This window comes from Burkholderia sp. B21-005 (assembly GCF_020843965.1).
In the GTDB taxonomy this organism is placed as follows: domain Bacteria; phylum Pseudomonadota; class Gammaproteobacteria; order Burkholderiales; family Burkholderiaceae; genus Burkholderia; species Burkholderia ambifaria.
In genome coordinates this window covers 3437835-3455380 of sequence record NZ_CP086301.1, presented here as the reverse complement: position 1 = coordinate 3455380, position 17546 = coordinate 3437835, and the positions used below count along the sequence as shown (strand labels likewise).

The 17546-nt window shown below is 65.7% G+C and carries 14 protein-coding genes and 1 pseudogene; 1 reads left to right on the top strand and 14 read right to left on the bottom strand.

The window, feature by feature from the left end:
- Positions 1-11: 11 nt before the first annotated feature.
- From LMA02_RS16070 to argB, 14 genes and pseudogenes are all read right to left on the bottom strand, one after another.
- Positions 12-1058, bottom strand: a complete 1047-nt coding sequence (locus LMA02_RS16070; protein WP_228906208.1) for a M48 family metallopeptidase — start codon at positions 1056-1058, stop codon at positions 12-14.
- Complete coding sequence (locus LMA02_RS16065) at positions 1048-2469, bottom strand: AmpG family muropeptide MFS transporter (RefSeq protein WP_228906206.1); 1422 nt, start codon at positions 2467-2469, stop codon at positions 1048-1050. The genes LMA02_RS16070 and LMA02_RS16065 overlap by 11 nt, the downstream gene beginning before the upstream one ends.
- Positions 2470-2588: 119 nt before the next feature.
- Entirely contained in the window at positions 2589-3197 is a 609-nt protein-coding gene (gene metW, locus LMA02_RS16060) for a methionine biosynthesis protein MetW (protein WP_166724776.1), read from the bottom strand.
- Positions 3194-4339 (bottom strand): homoserine O-succinyltransferase MetX, encoded by a 1146-nt coding sequence (gene metX, locus LMA02_RS16055; protein ID WP_228906205.1) that lies wholly within the window; start codon positions 4337-4339, stop codon positions 3194-3196. Before metX ends, metW begins: the two co-directional genes overlap by 4 nt.
- Positions 4340-4601: 262 nt before the next feature.
- Positions 4602-7484, bottom strand: coding sequence for an autotransporter outer membrane beta-barrel domain-containing protein (locus tag LMA02_RS16050; RefSeq protein WP_228906204.1), 2883 nt, complete (start codon positions 7482-7484; stop codon positions 4602-4604).
- Between the two features lie 487 nt (positions 7485-7971).
- Complete coding sequence (locus tag LMA02_RS16045) at positions 7972-8514, bottom strand: fimbrial protein (protein WP_228906203.1); 543 nt, start codon at positions 8512-8514, stop codon at positions 7972-7974.
- Positions 8515-8762: 248 nt separating this feature from the next.
- Positions 8763-9791 carry a fimbrial protein gene (locus LMA02_RS16040; protein WP_228906202.1) on the bottom strand — a complete coding sequence of 343 codons (1029 nt, stop codon included), beginning with the start codon at positions 9789-9791 and terminating at the stop codon, positions 8763-8765.
- Positions 9792-9854: 63 nt separating this feature from the next.
- Positions 9855-12548: a fimbria/pilus outer membrane usher protein gene (locus tag LMA02_RS16035; protein ID WP_416378653.1), complete on the bottom strand. Its 2694-nt coding sequence runs from the start codon at positions 12546-12548 to the stop codon at positions 9855-9857.
- A 113-nt stretch (positions 12549-12661) separates the two neighbouring features.
- Positions 12662-13426, bottom strand: a complete 765-nt coding sequence (locus LMA02_RS16030) for a molecular chaperone (protein WP_228906194.1) — start codon at positions 13424-13426, stop codon at positions 12662-12664.
- Between the two features lie 103 nt (positions 13427-13529).
- On the bottom strand, positions 13530-14072 hold the full coding sequence (locus LMA02_RS16025; protein ID WP_228906193.1) for a fimbrial protein: 543 nt from the start codon (positions 14070-14072) through the stop codon (positions 13530-13532).
- 211 nt (positions 14073-14283) lie between these two features.
- Positions 14284-14412 (bottom strand): annotated as a pseudogene (locus LMA02_RS35575) (ISAs1 family transposase); the annotation flags it as partial.
- A 216-nt stretch (positions 14413-14628) separates the two neighbouring features.
- Positions 14629-15291 carry a nucleoid occlusion factor SlmA gene (gene slmA, locus LMA02_RS16020; protein ID WP_228906192.1) on the bottom strand — a complete coding sequence of 221 codons (663 nt, stop codon included), beginning with the start codon at positions 15289-15291 and terminating at the stop codon, positions 14629-14631.
- Complete coding sequence (locus LMA02_RS16015; RefSeq protein ID WP_166724785.1) at positions 15258-16049, bottom strand: pyrimidine 5'-nucleotidase; 792 nt, start codon at positions 16047-16049, stop codon at positions 15258-15260. The genes slmA and LMA02_RS16015 overlap by 34 nt, the downstream gene beginning before the upstream one ends.
- Positions 16046-16945, bottom strand: coding sequence for an acetylglutamate kinase (gene argB, locus LMA02_RS16010; protein WP_228906190.1), 900 nt, complete (start codon positions 16943-16945; stop codon positions 16046-16048). The genes LMA02_RS16015 and argB overlap by 4 nt, the downstream gene beginning before the upstream one ends.
- Before the next feature lie 294 nt (positions 16946-17239).
- Here argB and LMA02_RS16005 point away from each other — a divergent pair, with 294 nt between their 5' ends.
- Entirely contained in the window at positions 17240-17464 is a 225-nt protein-coding gene (locus LMA02_RS16005) for a cysteine-rich CWC family protein (RefSeq protein WP_043176536.1), read from the top strand.
- The last annotated feature ends 82 nt before the right edge of the window (positions 17465-17546 follow it).

Below are 17546 nucleotides of genomic sequence, written 5' to 3'. Positions count from 1 at the left end.
GCCTGCGACGCTCAGCGCCGCACGATCTTGCGCCGCTGCGCGCTGATGCCCGCATAGTCGGGCAGCGTGTCGACGCGCTTGCCCGTCGCCTTCGCATACAGCGGCATCAGGTCCTGCAGGCGGTTCAGCAGATCCTGCCGCCGCGTCGCGCCGTACGGGTGCATGTAGATGAAACCCGACGTCTTGTTCGCGCGCGTCGCCGCCGCGAGCTTGTCCCACAGCGTGATCGCCGCGCGCGGATCGAAGCCCGCGCGGGCGGCGATGTCGCCGCCGATCACGTCGGCTTCGGTCTCGTCGGTCGGGTCGTAGCGCAGCGTCTGCAGACGTGCGCCGAGGTTCAGCGCCTGCGGCAGTGGATCGCCGACGCCGAACAGTGGCGGCAGCGAGGCCGCGCGCAGCGACGTTTGCGACGCCGTGCTGAGATTGCTGCGCGCGTGTTCGCGCAGCGCATGGGCGATGCCGTGCGCGATCAGCACGCCGAGTTCGTCGTCGTTCAGGCGGACGCGATCGAGCATCCCGCCGTACACGAGCACCTTGCCGCCCGGCAGGCACGCGATGCGGATGTCACGCGAGCGGATCACGTTGACGTCCCACGCCCAGTTCTTCACGCGATCGTTCCACTTCACCGAATACGGCGCCAGCTTCAGTACGATCGCGCGCAGGCGTTTCACGCGCGGCTGGTTCGCGGGCAGCAGGCGGTCGCTGTCGGCGGCCGCTTGCACGATCTGCGCGTATTCGCTCGCGGTCACCTGTTCGAGCAGCGGCGACGGGATCAGCGTGCGGAACGCGATCGCATTGCCGTAGCGGACCTGCTGCGACGTCGGCGTATAGGCTTTCGTCGGCACGGCCGCGCCGCTCGGCTGCGCGGCTTCGGCGGCAGACGGCGCACCGATGGCCGCCGGCGTGGACGGCGCAGCCGCCGCGGTGGCGGGCGCGGAGCCGGCCGCGGCTGCACCGGCGTCGGTCGCATGCACGCTTGCCGCCGCACCGAGCGCCGCGACGCCGGCGCTCAGTGCGGCGGCGACGCGTGCGGCGCGAAGCAGGCGATCATTGCGCACGGCTCGCCTCGCCGTTGCGCGCGACACCGTTCCACGGCGCGATCTTGAACAGCAGCAGCATGCCGGGGATCGCGAGCGCGGTGCACACGATGAAGTAGTCGAACCAGCCGATCTTCGCGACGATGAAGCCGCTCGCGGCCGAGGCGAGCGTGCGCGGCACGGACGCGAGGCTCGTGAACAGCGCGAACTGCGTGGCCGTGTAGCGCGGGTCGGTCGTGCTCGCGATGTACGCGACGAACGCGGCCATCGTCAGGCCGGTGGTGAAAGTTTCGACGCCGTAGACGATCGCGAGCGCGACCGTCATCGGGCTGAACTGCGGCGTGACGACGATGCCGAACACCGACAGCGCCGACGCGATCGCATGGCTCGTCGATACCGTGAAGTCGTACAGCATGGCCAGCACGGGCGAGCCGGGGCCGAGCTGCGCGAGCCACGCGAAGCCGAGGGTCGACACCATCTGCAGCGCGCCGAAGATCCACAGCCCGCGGCCGATCCCGATCTTCACGAGCCACACGCCGCCGATGATGCCGCCGGCGACGCTCGCGACGAGCGCGGTGGTTTTGGCGACGATGCCGATCTCGGTGCGCGTGAAGCCGATGTCGAGGAAGAACGACGTCGACAGCGTGGTCGCCATCGTGTCGCCGATCTTGAACAGGAAGATGAACGCGATGACCAGCAGCGCGCCGGTCCAGCCGTCGCGCTGGATGAATTCGCGGAACGGCAGCACGATCGCGTCGCGCAGGTTGCGCGGCGGCGTGCCGACCACTTCGGGCTCGCGCACGACGAGCGTCATCAGGATGCCCGGCAGCATGAATGCGCCGGTGATTGCGAACACGGCGTCCCACGGCATGTGGTCGGACAGGATCAGCGCCAGCGAGCCGGGAATCAGCGCGGCGAGCTTGTAGGCGTTCACGTGCACCGCGTTGCCGAGGCCCTGCTCGGTGTCGCGCAGCAGTTCGCGGCGGTACGCGTCGATCACGATGTCGGCGCTCGCCCCGAAGAACGCGACGAGCGTGGTGAGCGCGGCGACCGTCCAGATCGAGTCGCGCGGCGACACGAAGCCGAGCGTGGCGATCGCGCCCGCGACCAGCAGCTGCGTGAGGAGCAGCCAGCCGCGCCGGCGGCCCGGCCGCCAGCCGGGCAGGCGCGGGATGTAGCGGTCCATCAGCGGCGCCCACAGGAACTTCCACGTATACGGGAACTGGATCAGCGCGAACAGGCCGATTTCCTTCAGGTTCACGCCTTCGGAGCGCAGCCATGCCTGCACGAGGTAGACGAGCGTGAACAGGGGCAGACCGGACGTGAACCCGAGGAACACGCAGATCAGCATGTGCGTGTTCAGATAGGCTCGCCAGCCGGGGTGATCCTCGTGAGCGGTGAGCGCGGGCGCCTCGTGTGGCGTTTTGGACATGGAATGGAACTGGGTAGCGTTGACTGATTGCGGCGGCAGCGCAGGCGGCGGCGCGGGTAGCGCAGCGGCGCGGCCGCACGTGCGTGCGGGCCGTCGGCGTCCGTCAACGGCTCCCCGGCTCAGCTGCGCTTGACGCGATAGACAGCAAGACTACCACGCCAGTTCGCTCCCCATCGAATCGGCTGGCCTTCGTGCAGCACGACGCGGTCGAGGATCGTGACGCCGACTTCCGGCGCGAGCGCCTCGAAATCCTCGATCGTCAGCACCCGGACGTTCGGTGTGTTGTGCCACTGGTAAGGCAGTGACTTCGACACCGGCATCCGGCCGTTCAGCACCGACAGCCGGTGCGCCCAGTAGCCGAAGTTCGGGAACGACACGATGCATTCGCGTCCGACTCGCGCGGTTTCGCGCAGGATCGCGGCCGTCTGGTGAATCGTCTGCAGCGTCTGCGACAGGATCGCGATGTCGAAGCTGTGATCCTCGAACAGGCGCAGGCCGTCCTCGAGGTTCTGCTGGATCACGTTGATGCGGTTCTTCGCGCTCGCGAGCACGCCCGCGTCGTTGAGCTCGATCCCGTAGCCGGTCACGTCCAGTTCTTCCATCAGCAGCGCGAGCAGCGAGCCGTCGCCGCAGCCGAGGTCGAGCACCGTCGAGCGCGGTTCGACCCAGCGCGCGATCGTGCGGAAGTCCGCGCGCGCGGACAGGGAATTCAGCGCTTGCTGGTTCATGCGCCCACCTCGTTGGCGATTCGTTCGTAATACGCGCGGATCAGGTTGTGATAGCGCGCGTCGTCGAGCAGGAACGCGTCGTGGCCGTGCGGCGCATCGATTTCCGCGTAGCTGACCGTGCGTTTGTTGTCGAGCAGCGCCTTCACGATCTCGCGCGAGCGGGCCGGCGCGAAACGCCAGTCGGTCGAGAAGCTCGCGATCAGGTATTTCGCCTGCGTATGCGCGAGTGCGGCCGTCAGGTTGCCATCGAACGCCTTCGCCGGGTCGAAGTAGTCGAGCGCGCGCGTGATCAGCAGGTAGGTGTTCGCGTCGAAGTAGTCGGCGAACTTGTCGCCCTGGTAGCGCAGGTACGACTCGACCTCGAATTCGACGTCGAAGCTGAAGTTGTACGCGTCGAGCGCGCCGTCGGCGCGGCGCAGCGCGCGGCCGAATTTCTCGGCCATGTCGTCGTCGGACAGGTACGTGATGTGGCCGATCATCCGCGCGACGCGCAGGCCGCGCTTGGGCTTCACGCCGTGCGCGTAGTAGTCGCCGCCGTGGAAGTCGGGATCGGACAGGATCGCCGAGCGCGCGACCTCGTTGAACGCGATGTTCTGCGCGGACAGCTTCGGCGTCGACGCGATGTCGATGCAGTGTGCGACGCGCTCCGGATACATCAGGCTCCACGCGAGCGCCTGCATCCCGCCGAGGCTGCCGCCCATTACCGCGGCGAAGCGCTCGATGCCGAATGCGTCGGCGACACGCGCCTGCGCGTGCACCCAGTCCTCGACGGTGACGACCGGAAAGCGCGCGCCATACGGCTTGCCGCTCGACGGGTCGATGCTCATCGGGCCGGTCGAGCCGAAGCACGAGCCGAGATTGTTCACGCCGATCACAAAGAAGCGGTTGGTGTCGAGCGGCTTGCCCGGGCCGACCATGTTGTCCCACCAGCCGGTGCTGCGCGGATCGTCCGCGTAGACGCCGGCGACGTGATGCGACGCGTTGAGCGCGTGGCAGACGAGCACCGCGTTCGAACGCGCGGCGTTGAGCTCGCCGTACGTCTCGACGACGAGCTGATAGTTGCCGATCACGCTGCCGCTTTGCAAGCGCAGTGGTTCGGCGAAGTGCATGGTCTGTGGAGCGACGATGCCGATCGATTCCATTCGTTCCGCCTTATGACTGGGCAGCTAAATGGTGTCGGCGATGCGCGGAGTCGGAGATGCGCGGCTGACGACCTCTTTAGCCGCATTTGTAGTGAACCTGCCGGGGACAAAGACGCATCAAGGCCCCAGCCGGTTCGCGCGCCCGCAATCGAGTCAGCAAATCGGCGCGCTTCCGACCTGCCGCCAAGGAGGCGGCAGTCGAAGGAGTATAGCGGAATTCCGTGGGGCGCGGATTTCACGCCCCGCCGGCGGTCTGCGCGGCTTACCAGCGATATTTTGCCGAGAGTTGCCCCCGGACGACCGAGTAGTCGGACAGATTGCCTTCCACGCCGACGCTGGCCGAAATCGAGAATTGCCGGCTCAACTGCCCGGTCGCGCCGATCCGGACGGCAGCGCGGTCGCGCGGCACGCTGAACGAGAACGCATTGCGATCGAGCGTCAGCGAGCGCGAGCCGGGGCCGTGCCACCAGTTTGCCTCGATGAACGGCCGAAGTTCGCGTCCATGTGGCATTGCGGTTATGCCATGCACGCGCACACCCAGGCGGGTGAGCACGTCGGTGGAGCCCTGGCCGTCGATGCGGCCGCCGGCCGTGCCGTGTGCATCCGCGCGATAGTCGGATACGACGAGCTGCGCTTCGGGCTCGACGAAGAATCGTGTGTCGCCGCGTTCATAGAAGCCGAACGAATAGCCGGTTTCGAGCGAGCCCGTGACGGTGCGTGACCGGTACGAATCGGCCGCGAGGCTGCAGCCGACGCTGTTCGCATACGCACCGTACATGAACCATGCGTCGACATAGGGGCCGGTCAGGATGTCGCGGTTGCCGTACCACGTGCCATACAGCCCGACGTTGTAGCCGGAGACGCTGCCGCGCGCGGTGGCGTTCATCACGCGGTGCTCGATCGCGTTCCACAGGGGGCGCGTCGACCAGTTTGTCTGGCTGCCGTACATGCCCATCGCGCCGACCCGCAAGCTGCCGCCGTGACCGTCGTCGAAGCGGAGCAGGTCGGCGCCCGCGTGGATCAGGCGGCCGTTGCCCGACACGCTGCGGCCGCCCGACATCGACGTCATCTGGCCTTCGGCACGCAGCCAGACCGCACCGTCGAGCGCGCCAGCTGCTTCGGTGCGCAGCGAGCGATCGTCGCGCTGATGAAGCGTGTGGATTGCCATCGTCGCCGCTGCATCGGCGTTCGCCAGATACGCATCCGGCTCCGGGGCGGCAGTGCGGGGGGGCGGATCGATTTCCGGGCGGATCGACGGATCGGGATCGACGGGGCCGGGGGGCTGCGGCGGCTGCGGCGGTACGGGTTTTGCCGCGGAGACGAGATACCAGTCGTCCTCCCGGCCGCCCTGGCCGCTGCGCTTGAGCATGTAGTCGTAGCCGCCGGCAGACAACGTGCCGAAGCCTTGCCGGTAGCCGTCCGATGCCACATCGAGCGTGAAGGCCGACGCGTCGGTCGTGCCGCCATTGCGGGTTTCGACGATCGGGATGCCGATGGTCGTTGGTGCGCCGTCGCCGCCCGAACGCTTGATGACGATGCCGGTGTCGCCCGACGCGTGGCCGCCGTCGATCACGAGGCGATCGGTGGGCGATGCGTCGTCCTGCAGCGTCGTATGGAGGATGAGCTTGCCGTGGCGCGCCGCATAGTCGCCGGTCACGACGAGCGTGCGCGGCGTCGGCGGCACGCCGGCTGCGGGCGCGTCGAATGCGATCGTCGAATCGTTCAGCGCGACGGAGCCGACCGTCGAATCGGCGGTGACGGTCCAGCGGCTGTTCGTGTCCAGCGACAGCGCGCGGACCGCGTCGGTCGCGCCGGTCCACGCGGACCCGTTCGCGAGCTTGACGTCCGTCATGGCATCGGTCGGACTGCCGTCGTCGGTGGGGTGGTTGACGATGTCGCCCTGGGCATAGGAGCGGGAATCGAGCGTCAGACTCACGGGTGCGCCGGACTCGGCATGGACGGACAGCAGCTTGCCGTTGCCGCCGATGGCGCGTGCGCCGTTCTTCAGCGCGATGTTCGCGTCGGACGCGTCGATCGCGCCGTGGCGTTCGCTGACCAGCGAACCGTCGTCGATCGTCAGCGTGCCGCCGTAGACGGCCGCTGCAGGGGCGCCATCGCCAGTCGCGAGCGCGCTGGTCCGCAGCAGGTCGATCGTGCCGCCGGCGCTCGAATAAAGCGCGACGGCTTCCTTGCCGTGGGTTTCGACGCTCGTATCGACGAGCGACGCGACGGAGCCCGTACCGGCCGACATCACGCCGCGCGCGCGCTCGCCGCTCGTCGTGATGCCGCCGCGCGTCATCGAGAACTTGCCGCCGAGGCGGGCGATCGCGCCGATCGCGCGCGCGCCGGTGGTGGTCACGAACGTATCGGTTGCATCGACGACCGGCGTATCGGTGTATTCCTTCGATGCATAAAGTCCGTGCGCGCTTTTGCCGTGCGTGATGACGCGCGTGCGCGCGAGCTTGACGCTGCCCTCGCGCGTGTCCACGCCGAGCGCGTAGTCGCCGGCGGTTTCCAGGTACGAGTCGTTGAATGCAACGGTGGACGAGCTCGGCAGATACAGCACCGACGCATAGTCGCCGTCCGTACGGATATCGGTGCGGGTCAGTGTCGCCCGGACGCCGCCGTAACTGATGGACAGGCCGGTGCCGAACAGGCCGCTGGTACGGATCAGCGTGTCGGACACGTCGATGGTGCCGCCCGGCGCGAGGATCGCCGTGATGCCGCTTGCTTCCTTGCCGCGCGTCACGATCACGCTGTCGGACAGCGTGAGGTGCGCATTGTTGCCGTCGATGGACGCACCATGCGAATAGTCGCCGTCGGTATCGATGGACACGCGCTCCGCGGATGCGCTGCCGCCGTTACGAAGGTCGATGCCGATGCTGGAACTGCCGCGGGTCCGGATTTCGGTATCGCGAAGGACAACACGCGACTTGCTGCCCCACGCGGCGGCACCCGCCGAACTGTTGCCGGTCGAAAAGATGCGGGTCCTGCTGCGGGTCGTCAGCGTGCCGCCGTTGATCGCGGAAAGCACGTCTTGGCCGGACTCGTGCGTCGAATATTCACCCGGAGCGACTTCGAGTTCGATGCCGTCGGCTCGCTGCGGGCCGCCGCCCGTGACTTGTGCGGTTGACGGCGACGACATCGCCGCGCCGGCGAGCAGGGCCGAATGTGCGACATACAGTCGGACGCGCGCTCGAGCCGAGAGGAAATAACTGCGGTTCACTAGATCACCATTCTTGTCTTGAACAGATGAAAAGTAGTTTCGTTGAGCGAATTTGGATATTGGACGAGTTCGAATTTTCGGAAGAGACCGACGAACGACACGGAGGAAACGTGAGGCGCGAAGGTGCTTCGGCGCCGACCGTCTGAATGACTGTGGGCGTTGGGGACGCGTCTATCGGGCCTGGAGCTGCGCTGGCCAATTGCGTGTCACTTGGCGTAAGCGTTTCCGGCCGGGTTGGTGAGGGAATCCTGAAAGAGGCGAGATGCAGTGGCGACTGCTCGCACGACAATTCCGTCGGCACGCGGATCGATGGCGCATTGGTCCGCCGAGGATGTCGGAGAAGGGGCGCGCGCCCCCGCGCCCCGGTAACGAGCCGGCGCGCAGGACGCGCACCGGCGCTCGGACTTTACTGATACATGATCGAGTACATCACCGAGGTGTTCACCGTGCCTTGACCTGCTGCGCCGCCCGTCGCGACATACTGAGCGTAATACGGCAGGTCGGCAGCACCGTTCGACAGCGCGACCGCCTTCGAATTTTCATCGGCCTTGCCGACGCCGATGTTGCTCGTGTCGCCGTTGAGCAGGCCGACTTCGACGTTCTTCGCGGTGCCCGATGCGTTGAGCAACTGGCCGGTGGTCGAGTTGACCGTGGTGCCCGGCTCGAAGTGCGTGTAGACGTTGCCGGTGGCCGGCGAGCAGTTCTTCAGGCCGATCTTGAACGGCGTGCGGCCGGCCGTCGCGCCGCCGCTGGCGAGCGCCGACGTCGACACCTTCGGCAGTGCGACCGTGAAGTCCTTGCTGCCCGTGCCGTTGCCGTCGATCGTGCAGGTCTGCGTACCGATCTGGCCGTTGATGGTGATCGTGCCGTCGGCGGCGTGCGACACGGCCGGCAGGGTTGCTGCGGCAACAACGGCGAGTGCTGCGATGCTGGAGAGTGCGAGCTTCATATCAAATCCTCTGGTGCTGGTTGAGAAAAAAATGGACTTCGTCATCAGGTCGCCCGCCTGCCGTGACAGGTCGTACGAACGACATCCGACTTGGTCCGAAAGCCAACCTTCCGATGCAATCTGTCAGGACTGCAAAATGGAAGGTCGTTCGACCATCGATCGGGCGATGGCCGTCAGTGAGTACCGGCCGCTCCGCGCTACCCGGCGACCGGCACTACCGAATTACTGTGCCGTTCGGCGTGCTGCGACTACTGGTAACTCATCGTGAACGTAGCGACCCCCTTCACCGTTCCGCTGGACACCTGACCGGTCGCGATATATTGCGCGGTCAGTGGAATGTTGCTAACCGTTGCGGACGGGCCGACATACCATTGATTCGTGTTGCCGATGGCGGCCGAATCCGGACCGTAGCCGACGGGCTGTCCATTTCTCAAAATGCGCAGCTTCACGCCTTGCGCCGATGAATCCGGTGTGAGCGTCAATTGATTTCCCGTATTGCCCTGATTCGTCAAATCCGTCAGCGTCACGTGGACGTTCGATCCGGACTTGCAATTCAATCCGATGTTGAATCCGGTATCGCCCGCGGTCATGCCCACTGCACCGAGCTTGCTCGCGGCCACCGGCGGCAATGGGAACCTGATATCCGGCGTGGTGACGGTGCAGGTGTTCGGCATGGTTACAAATTTTCCTTTTCCGGCTTCGTTCCAGTAAAACTGATACATGTATCCGTATGTTGGATAAGCTCTGTTTTTCGCACCGATCTGCCATACGCCGACAGCAACCTGCGGCATGCCCGCGTTATAGATGCGGTCGTTAATCTTGACGAGTTCGATCTTGAGGCGATATCGACCTTCAATCGGCTTTGTCGTCGAATTAGGGGGCGCCCAATCCTGCGTTGAGCCGCCGCTGACCATCATCATCTCTCCGGTCTCGAGGTTGGTGACGCGAATTCCATACGAGTCCGCTGCGGGATAGTTGGTCGAAACCCACGTCACCCCGGGGATGCCGGATGGCCTCTGCAAGTTCCTGAAATAGAACGAATATCCGCCGGGTGGGTAGGTGTTGGCGTCGCATCGATATGGCATCGTCAGAATCGTTGTCGCCAGGACCGCGCCGTCAGGTGCATTCTGTGGAACCAGGACCGTGCCGAATGCAAAGCTGCGCTGATAATCGTTGCCTGTTTCGTCGTTGTAGCATTTTGGAATCTGTGCGTGGCTGGCGACCGAGTAGACCGAGCCGGCGATGCAGAATGCCGTAAGCATCAGGTATTTGAGCATGGTCCTTCCGTTTTGCATTGGGTGATATTCCGCTTGGGTAAGCACTTTGGAATTCCGGGTGTTCTAGTGCGAACCGTTGCTGGAAGGAAGCTTCGCGTCAATGGTGTCGATCGAATCATCGGTCCCTTCCTGTGCGTCGGTTGCGGCGGCGTTATGCGACGGTGCAGCGCTGTCGCATGTCGATTCGACACGCGTGTACACGTCGCTCTTGTTGTGCTTGACAGGCAGTTGGTAACTGAAAGAGCAGACTTCGGTCTTGCGATTGCCCCATTTCGCCGTCAGGGTGCCGGTGTCGCCCAGGCCGCGGGCGAACAACTTGCCGCCTTGTCCTGCCAGGCCGATGGTCTTGCCGTCCGCGTCGATGACGGCGCTGCCGAACGGCACAGGCGAGCCATCAGGCTGACGCATCGTCAGCAGAACCGCGCGACCGCTGACCGTCCCGAACTTGAGCTTCACCACCGAATTCGCACGCGGCGCGATCTGCTGGCTGGTCGTCAGCATTTCGACGTCGATCGGGATGCCCTTCGGGTCCAGTTCGACGGTGTTCATCTTGTACGGCGTCAGATACGGGAGCACCGCGTAGCCGCGCCCGTCGATCCGCACGTCGGTGCCGTTCGTGACTTGCGCGCCGACAGCGTCTTTCGCCTCGACGATCGCGGCGGTGTCGCCGAGATCGTTGGTGAGCGTGATGCCGCCCGCGTGACCGACGAGTGCGCCCGATACGCCGCCGGACACGCTCGAGTAGCCGCTGCCGCCGGTCGCGCTGCCGGAGAACGTCGCGAACGGGCTGCGATACTGCGCATTGCCGCCTCCGGACGTCGCGCCGCCACCGGAATTGACGTTGACGCCATACGAGAACGCATTGGACTTTCCGACGGTGCCGGTCAGCGACGTCTGCCCGGTCGTACCGCCCTGGCTGTTGCGTGCGACGCTCGCGCTCAGCGTCGGTGCGTACGAGCGTCGGCCGAGCGGAACCGTTATGTTCGCGTATACCTGGTTGCTCAGTTGGCCTGTGGAGCCGTCGCGCTGCCGCGAGACCGACAGGTTGTAGCTCAGGTTGAGGCCGGCGACGCGCAGGCTGTTGTTGTAGCCGAGCTGGAACTGCGTCGTCGTACCCGGCTGATTCCAGTAGTTGACCGTCGAGCCCACCGCGAACAGGCTGCCGCGCTTTTCGCCGAGCGTCTGATTGAGCGTCAGCTGGACCTGGTTGCGTTGCCGGTAGACGCTGTTTGTATCGTTGCCCGCGGCCGCGAGCTCGCGGGCATACATCGCGTCGCGCATGGTCCAGTAGCCGCGCGACGAGTAGCGATACGCGGCGACCGCGACGTTCGTGCCGGTCGCCTCGACGGACTTGCTGTAGCTGACGCGAACGCTTTGCCCGGTCGTTGCGGAGGCGCCCGGAATACGCGCGCTCGCATGCGTGACGTCGGCGGCGAACGCGCCGAACGACGTATTGAGTGCCGCACCGACCAGCCCGGCCAGGTAGTTCTCCGCGACGATCGCGCCGACGTAGCCTGTTATCAGGTTGCTGATGCCGCGCTGATAAGTGGCCTGCGCGAAATTCGGATGGCGTTCGAGCTGCGGCTCGCGCAACTGCCCGAGCGCGACGCCGAACCGCGAGATGCCCGGACGCAGTGATTGCACGACGGCCGCATACGGCACCGTGAAGCTGTGAGTCTTGCCGTCTGCTTCGGTGACCGTGACGAGCAGGTTGCCGCCGTAGCCGGTTGCGTACAGGTCGTTGATCTCGAACGGCCCAGGCGCGACGTTGGTTTCGTACAGCACCGCACCGTTCTGCGAAACCGAGACGTGCGCGTTGCTCGTTGCGACGCCGCGCACCACGGGTGCGTAACCGCGCATCGAATCGGGCAGCATCCGGTCGTCCGTCTCGAGCGTGACGCCGCGCATGCCCACGCTGTCGAACAGCGTGCCGTCGGTGTAGGTCTCGCCGATCTTCAACTGGCTGCGCCATGCCGGCAGGTCGCGTTGAACGTACGTGTTGAGGCTTTGGTATCGGCTGTCGCCCTGCGTTTGCGCGGTGTAGGTGCCGTTGTGCCGGAAATGCCAGTTCGCGACGTTGACGCCGGCGTTCAGCCCGACGTACCCCTGCGTGCTTTCGTATCCCGACGACGTGTTGCGGAACACGTTGGCGTTGTACTTGAGCGTCGCGCTCGTCACGCCGCTGTCCCACAGTTCCGGACTCACGTAGCCGCGCGGATTGCGCAGCAGCGACGCCTGCGGAATGCTCACGTTCAGCCGCAGCTCCGACATGTCGAATTCGACCGTCGCGCCGGCCACCAGTTTGTCGACGCTCGTGCATTCGCCGGCCTGCACGCGCACCAGCTCGGCACGCGCGGCGTCGGTCAGCGCCTGATCGTCGAGGTTGAGGCGGCTCACGAGCGTGCGATCGAAGCACGGCGTCGCGTCGGTCGCGCCTGCCGCTGCATCGAAGCGCACCGTCGAGCGGCCGGTCCACGTTTCGTTGACGTAAAGGTCGACCAGGTAGTCGCCGGCAGGCACAGGATTGCCTTTCGCGAAGCGATCGAGGTCGAGCCGATGGCCGCGTGGTTTCATCATCAACGTATCGTTGAACTGAACCTGCGCGACGTCGAAGCGCTCCGCCGGGGCGGCCGTCGTGTCGGCAGCCTGCACACCGGCCGTCCAGCCGCCGAGCGTCGCCATGACGAGCAGATAGCTCGGCTTCAGCGCAAAGCGTGCGGTAGCTTCCAACGGTTGATTTTGATGATTCGCTGGCATGAATTCGATAAATTAATGCCGCATCGTCATATTGCGAGCGACGGTCTGCCGACGCCGGCGCGATTGAGCGCCGTCGATCAGCGACGGATTGAGTCAGGAATGCCCGGGTGGCGTCAGTGCGCTTTCTTCGGCGCGTAGCTGCCTTCGATGCCCGCGCCGTAGTCGTTGAGGAACGTGTAATCGACCTCGATCGGTGCGCCCGGCATCGATTGCACGTTGCCGACGTCGAACTGCTCGGTCGCGCCAGGCTTGACCATGCCGCCCTTGTCGTTGGTCCAGGTCGTGCCGCCGGACTTGACGGTGAGCTTGGTGAACGTCACGTGGTAAGGCGTGGGGTTCTTCGCCTGCAGCGCATAGCCGCCACCGGCTTTCGGTGCGAAATTCCAGGTCACCTTTTCCGCGGACTCGTCGGCGACGCCTTGCAGCGCGGCCGGGCGGAAGAACAGCTTGATGCGCGAGCGGAACGCGAGTTGCAGCAGGTTCGGCGTATTGGCGTCGTCCGCGGCTTGCGGCGGGACGTCGAGCACGTTGAGCCAGTACAGCGTTTCCTTGTCCTGTGCGAGCGGTTCCTGCGTGTAGATCAGCCGCAGGCTCTGGCCTTTCTTCGGATCCAGACGGAACAACGGCGGTGTCAGCATGAACGGCACTTTCGATTCGTCGGGCAGCGCGTTCGCGTTGCCGTCGTCGATCCAGGCCTGCACGAGCGACGGACGATCGCCTTCGTTGGTCAGCTTGACCGTGACCTCACGCTCCTTCTCCGGATACACCACGCGCGTTCCACCGATCACGACGCTGGCGTCTGCCGTTGCCGCGCCGAACAGCGACACGGCCAGCGCCGCGGTGCCCACGCTCAGACTCAAGTTCGTTGGCATTCTCATCGCCGATTTCTCCTTGTAGATAAACAGACTCGCTGGTGATTGGGAGGGCGACCCGCGCGCCGCCGCTGAAGCGCGGGCGCGGGCCGCCGGTCGCGAAGCCGGATTACTGGTACGAGACCGAGTACATGACCGACGTGCCGACCTTGCCGGCCGTTGCGGCGCCGCCGGTCGCGACGTATTGCGCGAAATAGTTGAGCTCCGCCGAGCCGCCCGCGATCGGCACGGTCTGCGAGTTCTGCTGCGCTTGCGCCGCGCCGAGCTTGATGTTCGAGCCGTCCTTGTTCAGCAGGCCGACCTCGACGTTCTTCGCGTCACCCGTCGCGTTGAACAACTGGCCCGTCTGCGCGTTGACCGTCGTGCCCGGCTCGAAGTACACCGATGCGTTGCCGGAATTCGGCGAGCAGTTCGACAGGTTGATGCGGAACGGCTTGCGGCCGGCGGTCGAACCCGCCACGGAGAGTGCCGACGTCGACACATTGGGCAGCGTGACGGTGAAATCCTTGCCGCCGCCGTCACCCGAGATGTTGCAGGTCTGGGCGGTGATTTCGCCGGTGATCGTGATCGTGCCGTCGGCTGCCTGAGCCGACGAGGCCGCGGCGAGGAGACCTGCCGTCGCCATCAGAATGGGAAGTGCTTTTTTAGACATTTAAGTACCTGTTAGTAAGGGCCTCGCGTCGAAAGACGACGCACGGACGTTTCCATCGCGCTGTCGCGCGTCGCTGCCACGGGGCGGCAGCAGTGGCAGGAAACAGGCGCTATTTTTCCAAAGTAAGGCGATTGAAAGAATGGGACGAGTTCTAAGTCGATAACTTATAAGCGGCGTCAGGTACTAAATTTCTTTTAAGAATTGTCATGGCCCAGTGCGAACGCACGGCATGTGCGATACGTGCAGCGTCTGGCGGCAAGCTGGAGACGTAATAGCGTCGCTCGGTGGCAACCGCATCGCCAATTTCCCGAGTCGACTCGACCATCGCGATTGCATTCAGGCGACGGTATATTCAGGATGTCGAATTAATATGGGCCGCGCGTCGGATACGACACCGGGTCCCGAGTCAGGCTGTCAATATAGCTGGCTGCGGGGCAGGCAAGGTTGCACCGGGCGTCCCGATGACCATGGAATGGGCGCTAGCACGTCGGTGATGTCATCACGCGATTCCGCTGGATGAAAGCGCCCCGCGGCGCTTCCGTCGTCGCCTCGCGCTTTATCGCAGAATTAGTCGCAAATGCGCATCGGCCTGCTCGGCGGGCGGCTTCTGGAACCCGCCCTTCGCGAAGCGGTGCCACCGGCCGATCACGTAGCTGACGAGCAGGCTCGCGCGCGCGGCGGGATCGTAGTCGGCCGGCAGTTCGAACGGCGTCGCACCGTCGGGCGCATCCGCCTCCGTGCGCGCAACGCGCAGGCATTGCTTGACGGTCGCCTCGATCCGGTCGAGCAGCTGGTTCACGCGTTCGGTGAGGCGCTCGTCCTCTCCGACGAGTGCCTCACCGGTCAGCACGCGCGTCATGCCCGGATTCTTCGCGGCGAAATTGAGCATCGTCAGCGCGATCGTGCGTGCTTGCAGCACGCCGTTCGGCTCCTTCGCGACGATCTGGTTGACGAGGCCGAACAGCGTCTGCTCGATGAATTCGATCAGCCCTTCGTACATCTTCGCCTTGCTGGCGAAATGCCGGTAGAGCGCCGCTTCCGACACGTCGAGCCGGGCCGCGAGCGCGGCGGTCGTGATTTTTTCGGCCTTGGGTGCCTCGAGCATCGCGGCGAGCGTCTGCAGAATCATCACGCGCCGCTCGCCCGGCTTCGGGCGCGGGCGGGACGGCGTGGCCTGGTCTTCCTTTACGGCTTGGTCCTGCGGGTAAGTCGGCTGCATTTCTGTCGCCCCGATCGTGTGCCCAGTCGGAGCGATTTTAACGAACGAATGCGCTGGTCGACATAATGTGGACGGCCGATGCTCGGCAGATGGCCCGGCAGGTGGCCGGTGATCCATACGGTACCGATGCCGAGCCGCTTGTAGCGTTTCAGGTGGCTGCGGGTATCTTCGACGAGGATCGCGTCGGCCAGCCGCGCATGCGCGGCACGCAAGGTCCGGCGCAGCATCGTGTGGTCGGGCTTCGCGCGCCAGGTGCGCCGGTCGCGCATGTGCTCGATCGCGATCACGCGCTCGAACAGCCGCTCGATGCGCAGTTCGCGCAGTACCGCACGCGCGTAGTTCTCCGGCGCGTTGGTCAGCACGAACTTGCGGCCCGGCAGCGCGGCGATGATGCGCGCGAGGCCGCGCTCGGCGCGCAGCATCGCGGGCAGGTCGGCAAACGTGTGGACGACCCGCAGGAAGTCGTTCGGATCGATCGGATGATGGCGCGTGAGGCCGAGGAGCGCGGCGCCGTAGCGCTGCGTGTAGCCGGTGCGCAGCCGGTCGGCCTCGGCACGCCCGACGTGGAGCGTGTCGATGATGTACTGCGTCATCGCGCGGTTGATCTCCGGAAAGATCGCGTGCGATGCGTGGTGCAGCGTGTTGTCGAGATCGAACAGCCAGACGGGCGCGCCGGCCCGCGGCCGGCTGCGGGAGATGCGCCGGCGTCGCAGCGACGCCGGCAGGTCGGGACGCTTGGGCAGGCGGCGTGTGCTCAATGCGAGCGGATCATCGTGCCGAACGGCTGCTCGGTCAGGATTTCCAGCAGGACCGAGTGCTCGATCCGGCCGTCGACGATGTGCACCGACTTCACGCCGCTCTTCGCGGCGTCGAGCGCCGACGAGATCTTCGGCAGCATGCCGCCCGAGATCGTGCCGTCCTCGAACAGCGCGTCGATCTCGCGTGCCGACAGGTCGGTCAGCAGGTTGCCGTCCTTGTCCATCACGCCGGGGATGTTGGTCATCATCAGCAGCTTCTCGGCGTTCAGCACGGTCGCGAGCTTGCCGGCGACGAGGTCGGCATTGATGTTGTACGAGAGACCGTCCTCACCGAAGCCGATCGGCGAGATCACCGGGATGAACGCGTCGTCCTGCAGCGCCTTCACGACGGCCGGATTGATCGCCTCGACTTCGCCGACCTGGCCGATGTCGATGTACTGGCCCGGGTTGTCGCGGTCCGGCATCAGCAGCTTGCGCGCGTGGATCAGGCCGCCGTCCTTGCCCGTCAGGCCCACCGCATGGCCGCCGAAGTGGTTGATCAGCGTCACGATGTCCTGCTGCACTTCGCCGCCCAGCACCCATTCGACGACTTCCATCGTCTCTTCGTCGGTGACGCGCATGCCCTGGATGAAGGTGCCGGCCTTGCCGATCTTCTTCAGTGCCTGATCGATCTGCGGACCGCCGCCGTGGACGATCACCGGATTGATGCCGACCAGTTTCAGCAGGATCACGTCGCGCGCGAAGCCTTGCTTGAGCCGCTCTTCCGTCATCGCATTGCCGCCGTATTTGATGACCACGGTCTTGCCGTGGTAGCGGCGGATGTACGGCAGCGCTTCCGCGAGGATTCCTGCTTTCAGCGTGGGGGCGATCTGCGAGAGGTCGATGGGCTCGGACATGGCGGCAGCTCTGGCTGGGAACGTTGAAACAGGGCGAATTGTACAGGAGTGGCGCAGCGCAGCATCGGGTTTTTGGGCTGGCCGGACGGTGGGTGGTGCGGGCCGTGGGCCATACGCGGCGGCCCGCCGGCCATGGCGCGGGGCCACGCGACGGCGACGCGGCTCGGGCGGGCGGCGCATGTGCCCGGACGTGTTTGCGGGACGCATCGGCCGACCGGCCGACGTGCAAAATCCGTCCGCCGCGCTATGCTTGTCGCGTAGGGTGACGTTCATGCCCGTTACCGCGCCTTCGCCATGACCGATTCCGCCGTCGACGCCCGCTCGACCCCGCGCCGCGCCCGCTGCCCGCACTGCGGGCGCGGCTTCGATTGCGGCGCCCGTACCCAGCCGTTCGACTGCTGGTGCGCGTCGATGCCGGTCGTGCCCGGCGGCGCGCCGCCGGCGGCCGGCACGCGCTGCCGGTGCCCCGAGTGCCTCGCCGACGAGATCGCCCAGCGCATGGCCGGTGCGGCCGGCTGACGGCGCAGGCTCGTGCAACCGGCCGGGACGCCGGCTTGTCCGGCCGTCCAGTCGTGCATTCGTGCGTGCGTTCGTCCGCCAC

Bases quoted from the DNA above. Each gene is read 5' to 3' on its own strand.
- LMA02_RS16025 (WP_228906193.1), bottom strand. From the start codon at position 14,072: ATGTCTAAAAAAGCACTTCCCATTCTGATGGCGACGGCAGGTCTCCTC.
- LMA02_RS16030 (WP_228906194.1), bottom strand. From the start codon at position 13,426: ATGAGAATGCCAACGAACTTGAGTCTGAGCGTGGGCACCGCGGCGCTG.
- LMA02_RS16040 (WP_228906202.1), bottom strand. From the start codon at position 9,791: ATGCTCAAATACCTGATGCTTACGGCATTCTGCATCGCCGGCTCGGTC.
- LMA02_RS16045 (WP_228906203.1), bottom strand. From the start codon at position 8,514: ATGAAGCTCGCACTCTCCAGCATCGCAGCACTCGCCGTTGTTGCCGCA.
- LMA02_RS16005 (WP_043176536.1), top strand. From the start codon at position 17,240: ATGACCGATTCCGCCGTCGACGCCCGCTCGACCCCGCGCCGCGCCCGC.
- LMA02_RS16050 (WP_228906204.1), bottom strand. From the start codon at position 7,484: ATGTCGTCGCCGTCAACCGCACAAGTCACGGGCGGCGGCCCGCAGCGA.
- metX (WP_228906205.1), bottom strand. From the start codon at position 4,339: ATGGAATCGATCGGCATCGTCGCTCCACAGACCATGCACTTCGCCGAA.
- metW (WP_166724776.1), bottom strand. From the start codon at position 3,197: ATGAACCAGCAAGCGCTGAATTCCCTGTCCGCGCGCGCGGACTTCCGC.
- slmA (WP_228906192.1), bottom strand. From the start codon at position 15,291: ATGCAGCCGACTTACCCGCAGGACCAAGCCGTAAAGGAAGACCAGGCC.
- argB (WP_228906190.1), bottom strand. From the start codon at position 16,945: ATGTCCGAGCCCATCGACCTCTCGCAGATCGCCCCCACGCTGAAAGCA.
- LMA02_RS16065 (WP_228906206.1), bottom strand. From the start codon at position 2,469: ATGTCCAAAACGCCACACGAGGCGCCCGCGCTCACCGCTCACGAGGAT.
- LMA02_RS16035 (WP_416378653.1), bottom strand. From the start codon at position 12,548: ATGCCAGCGAATCATCAAAATCAACCGTTGGAAGCTACCGCACGCTTT.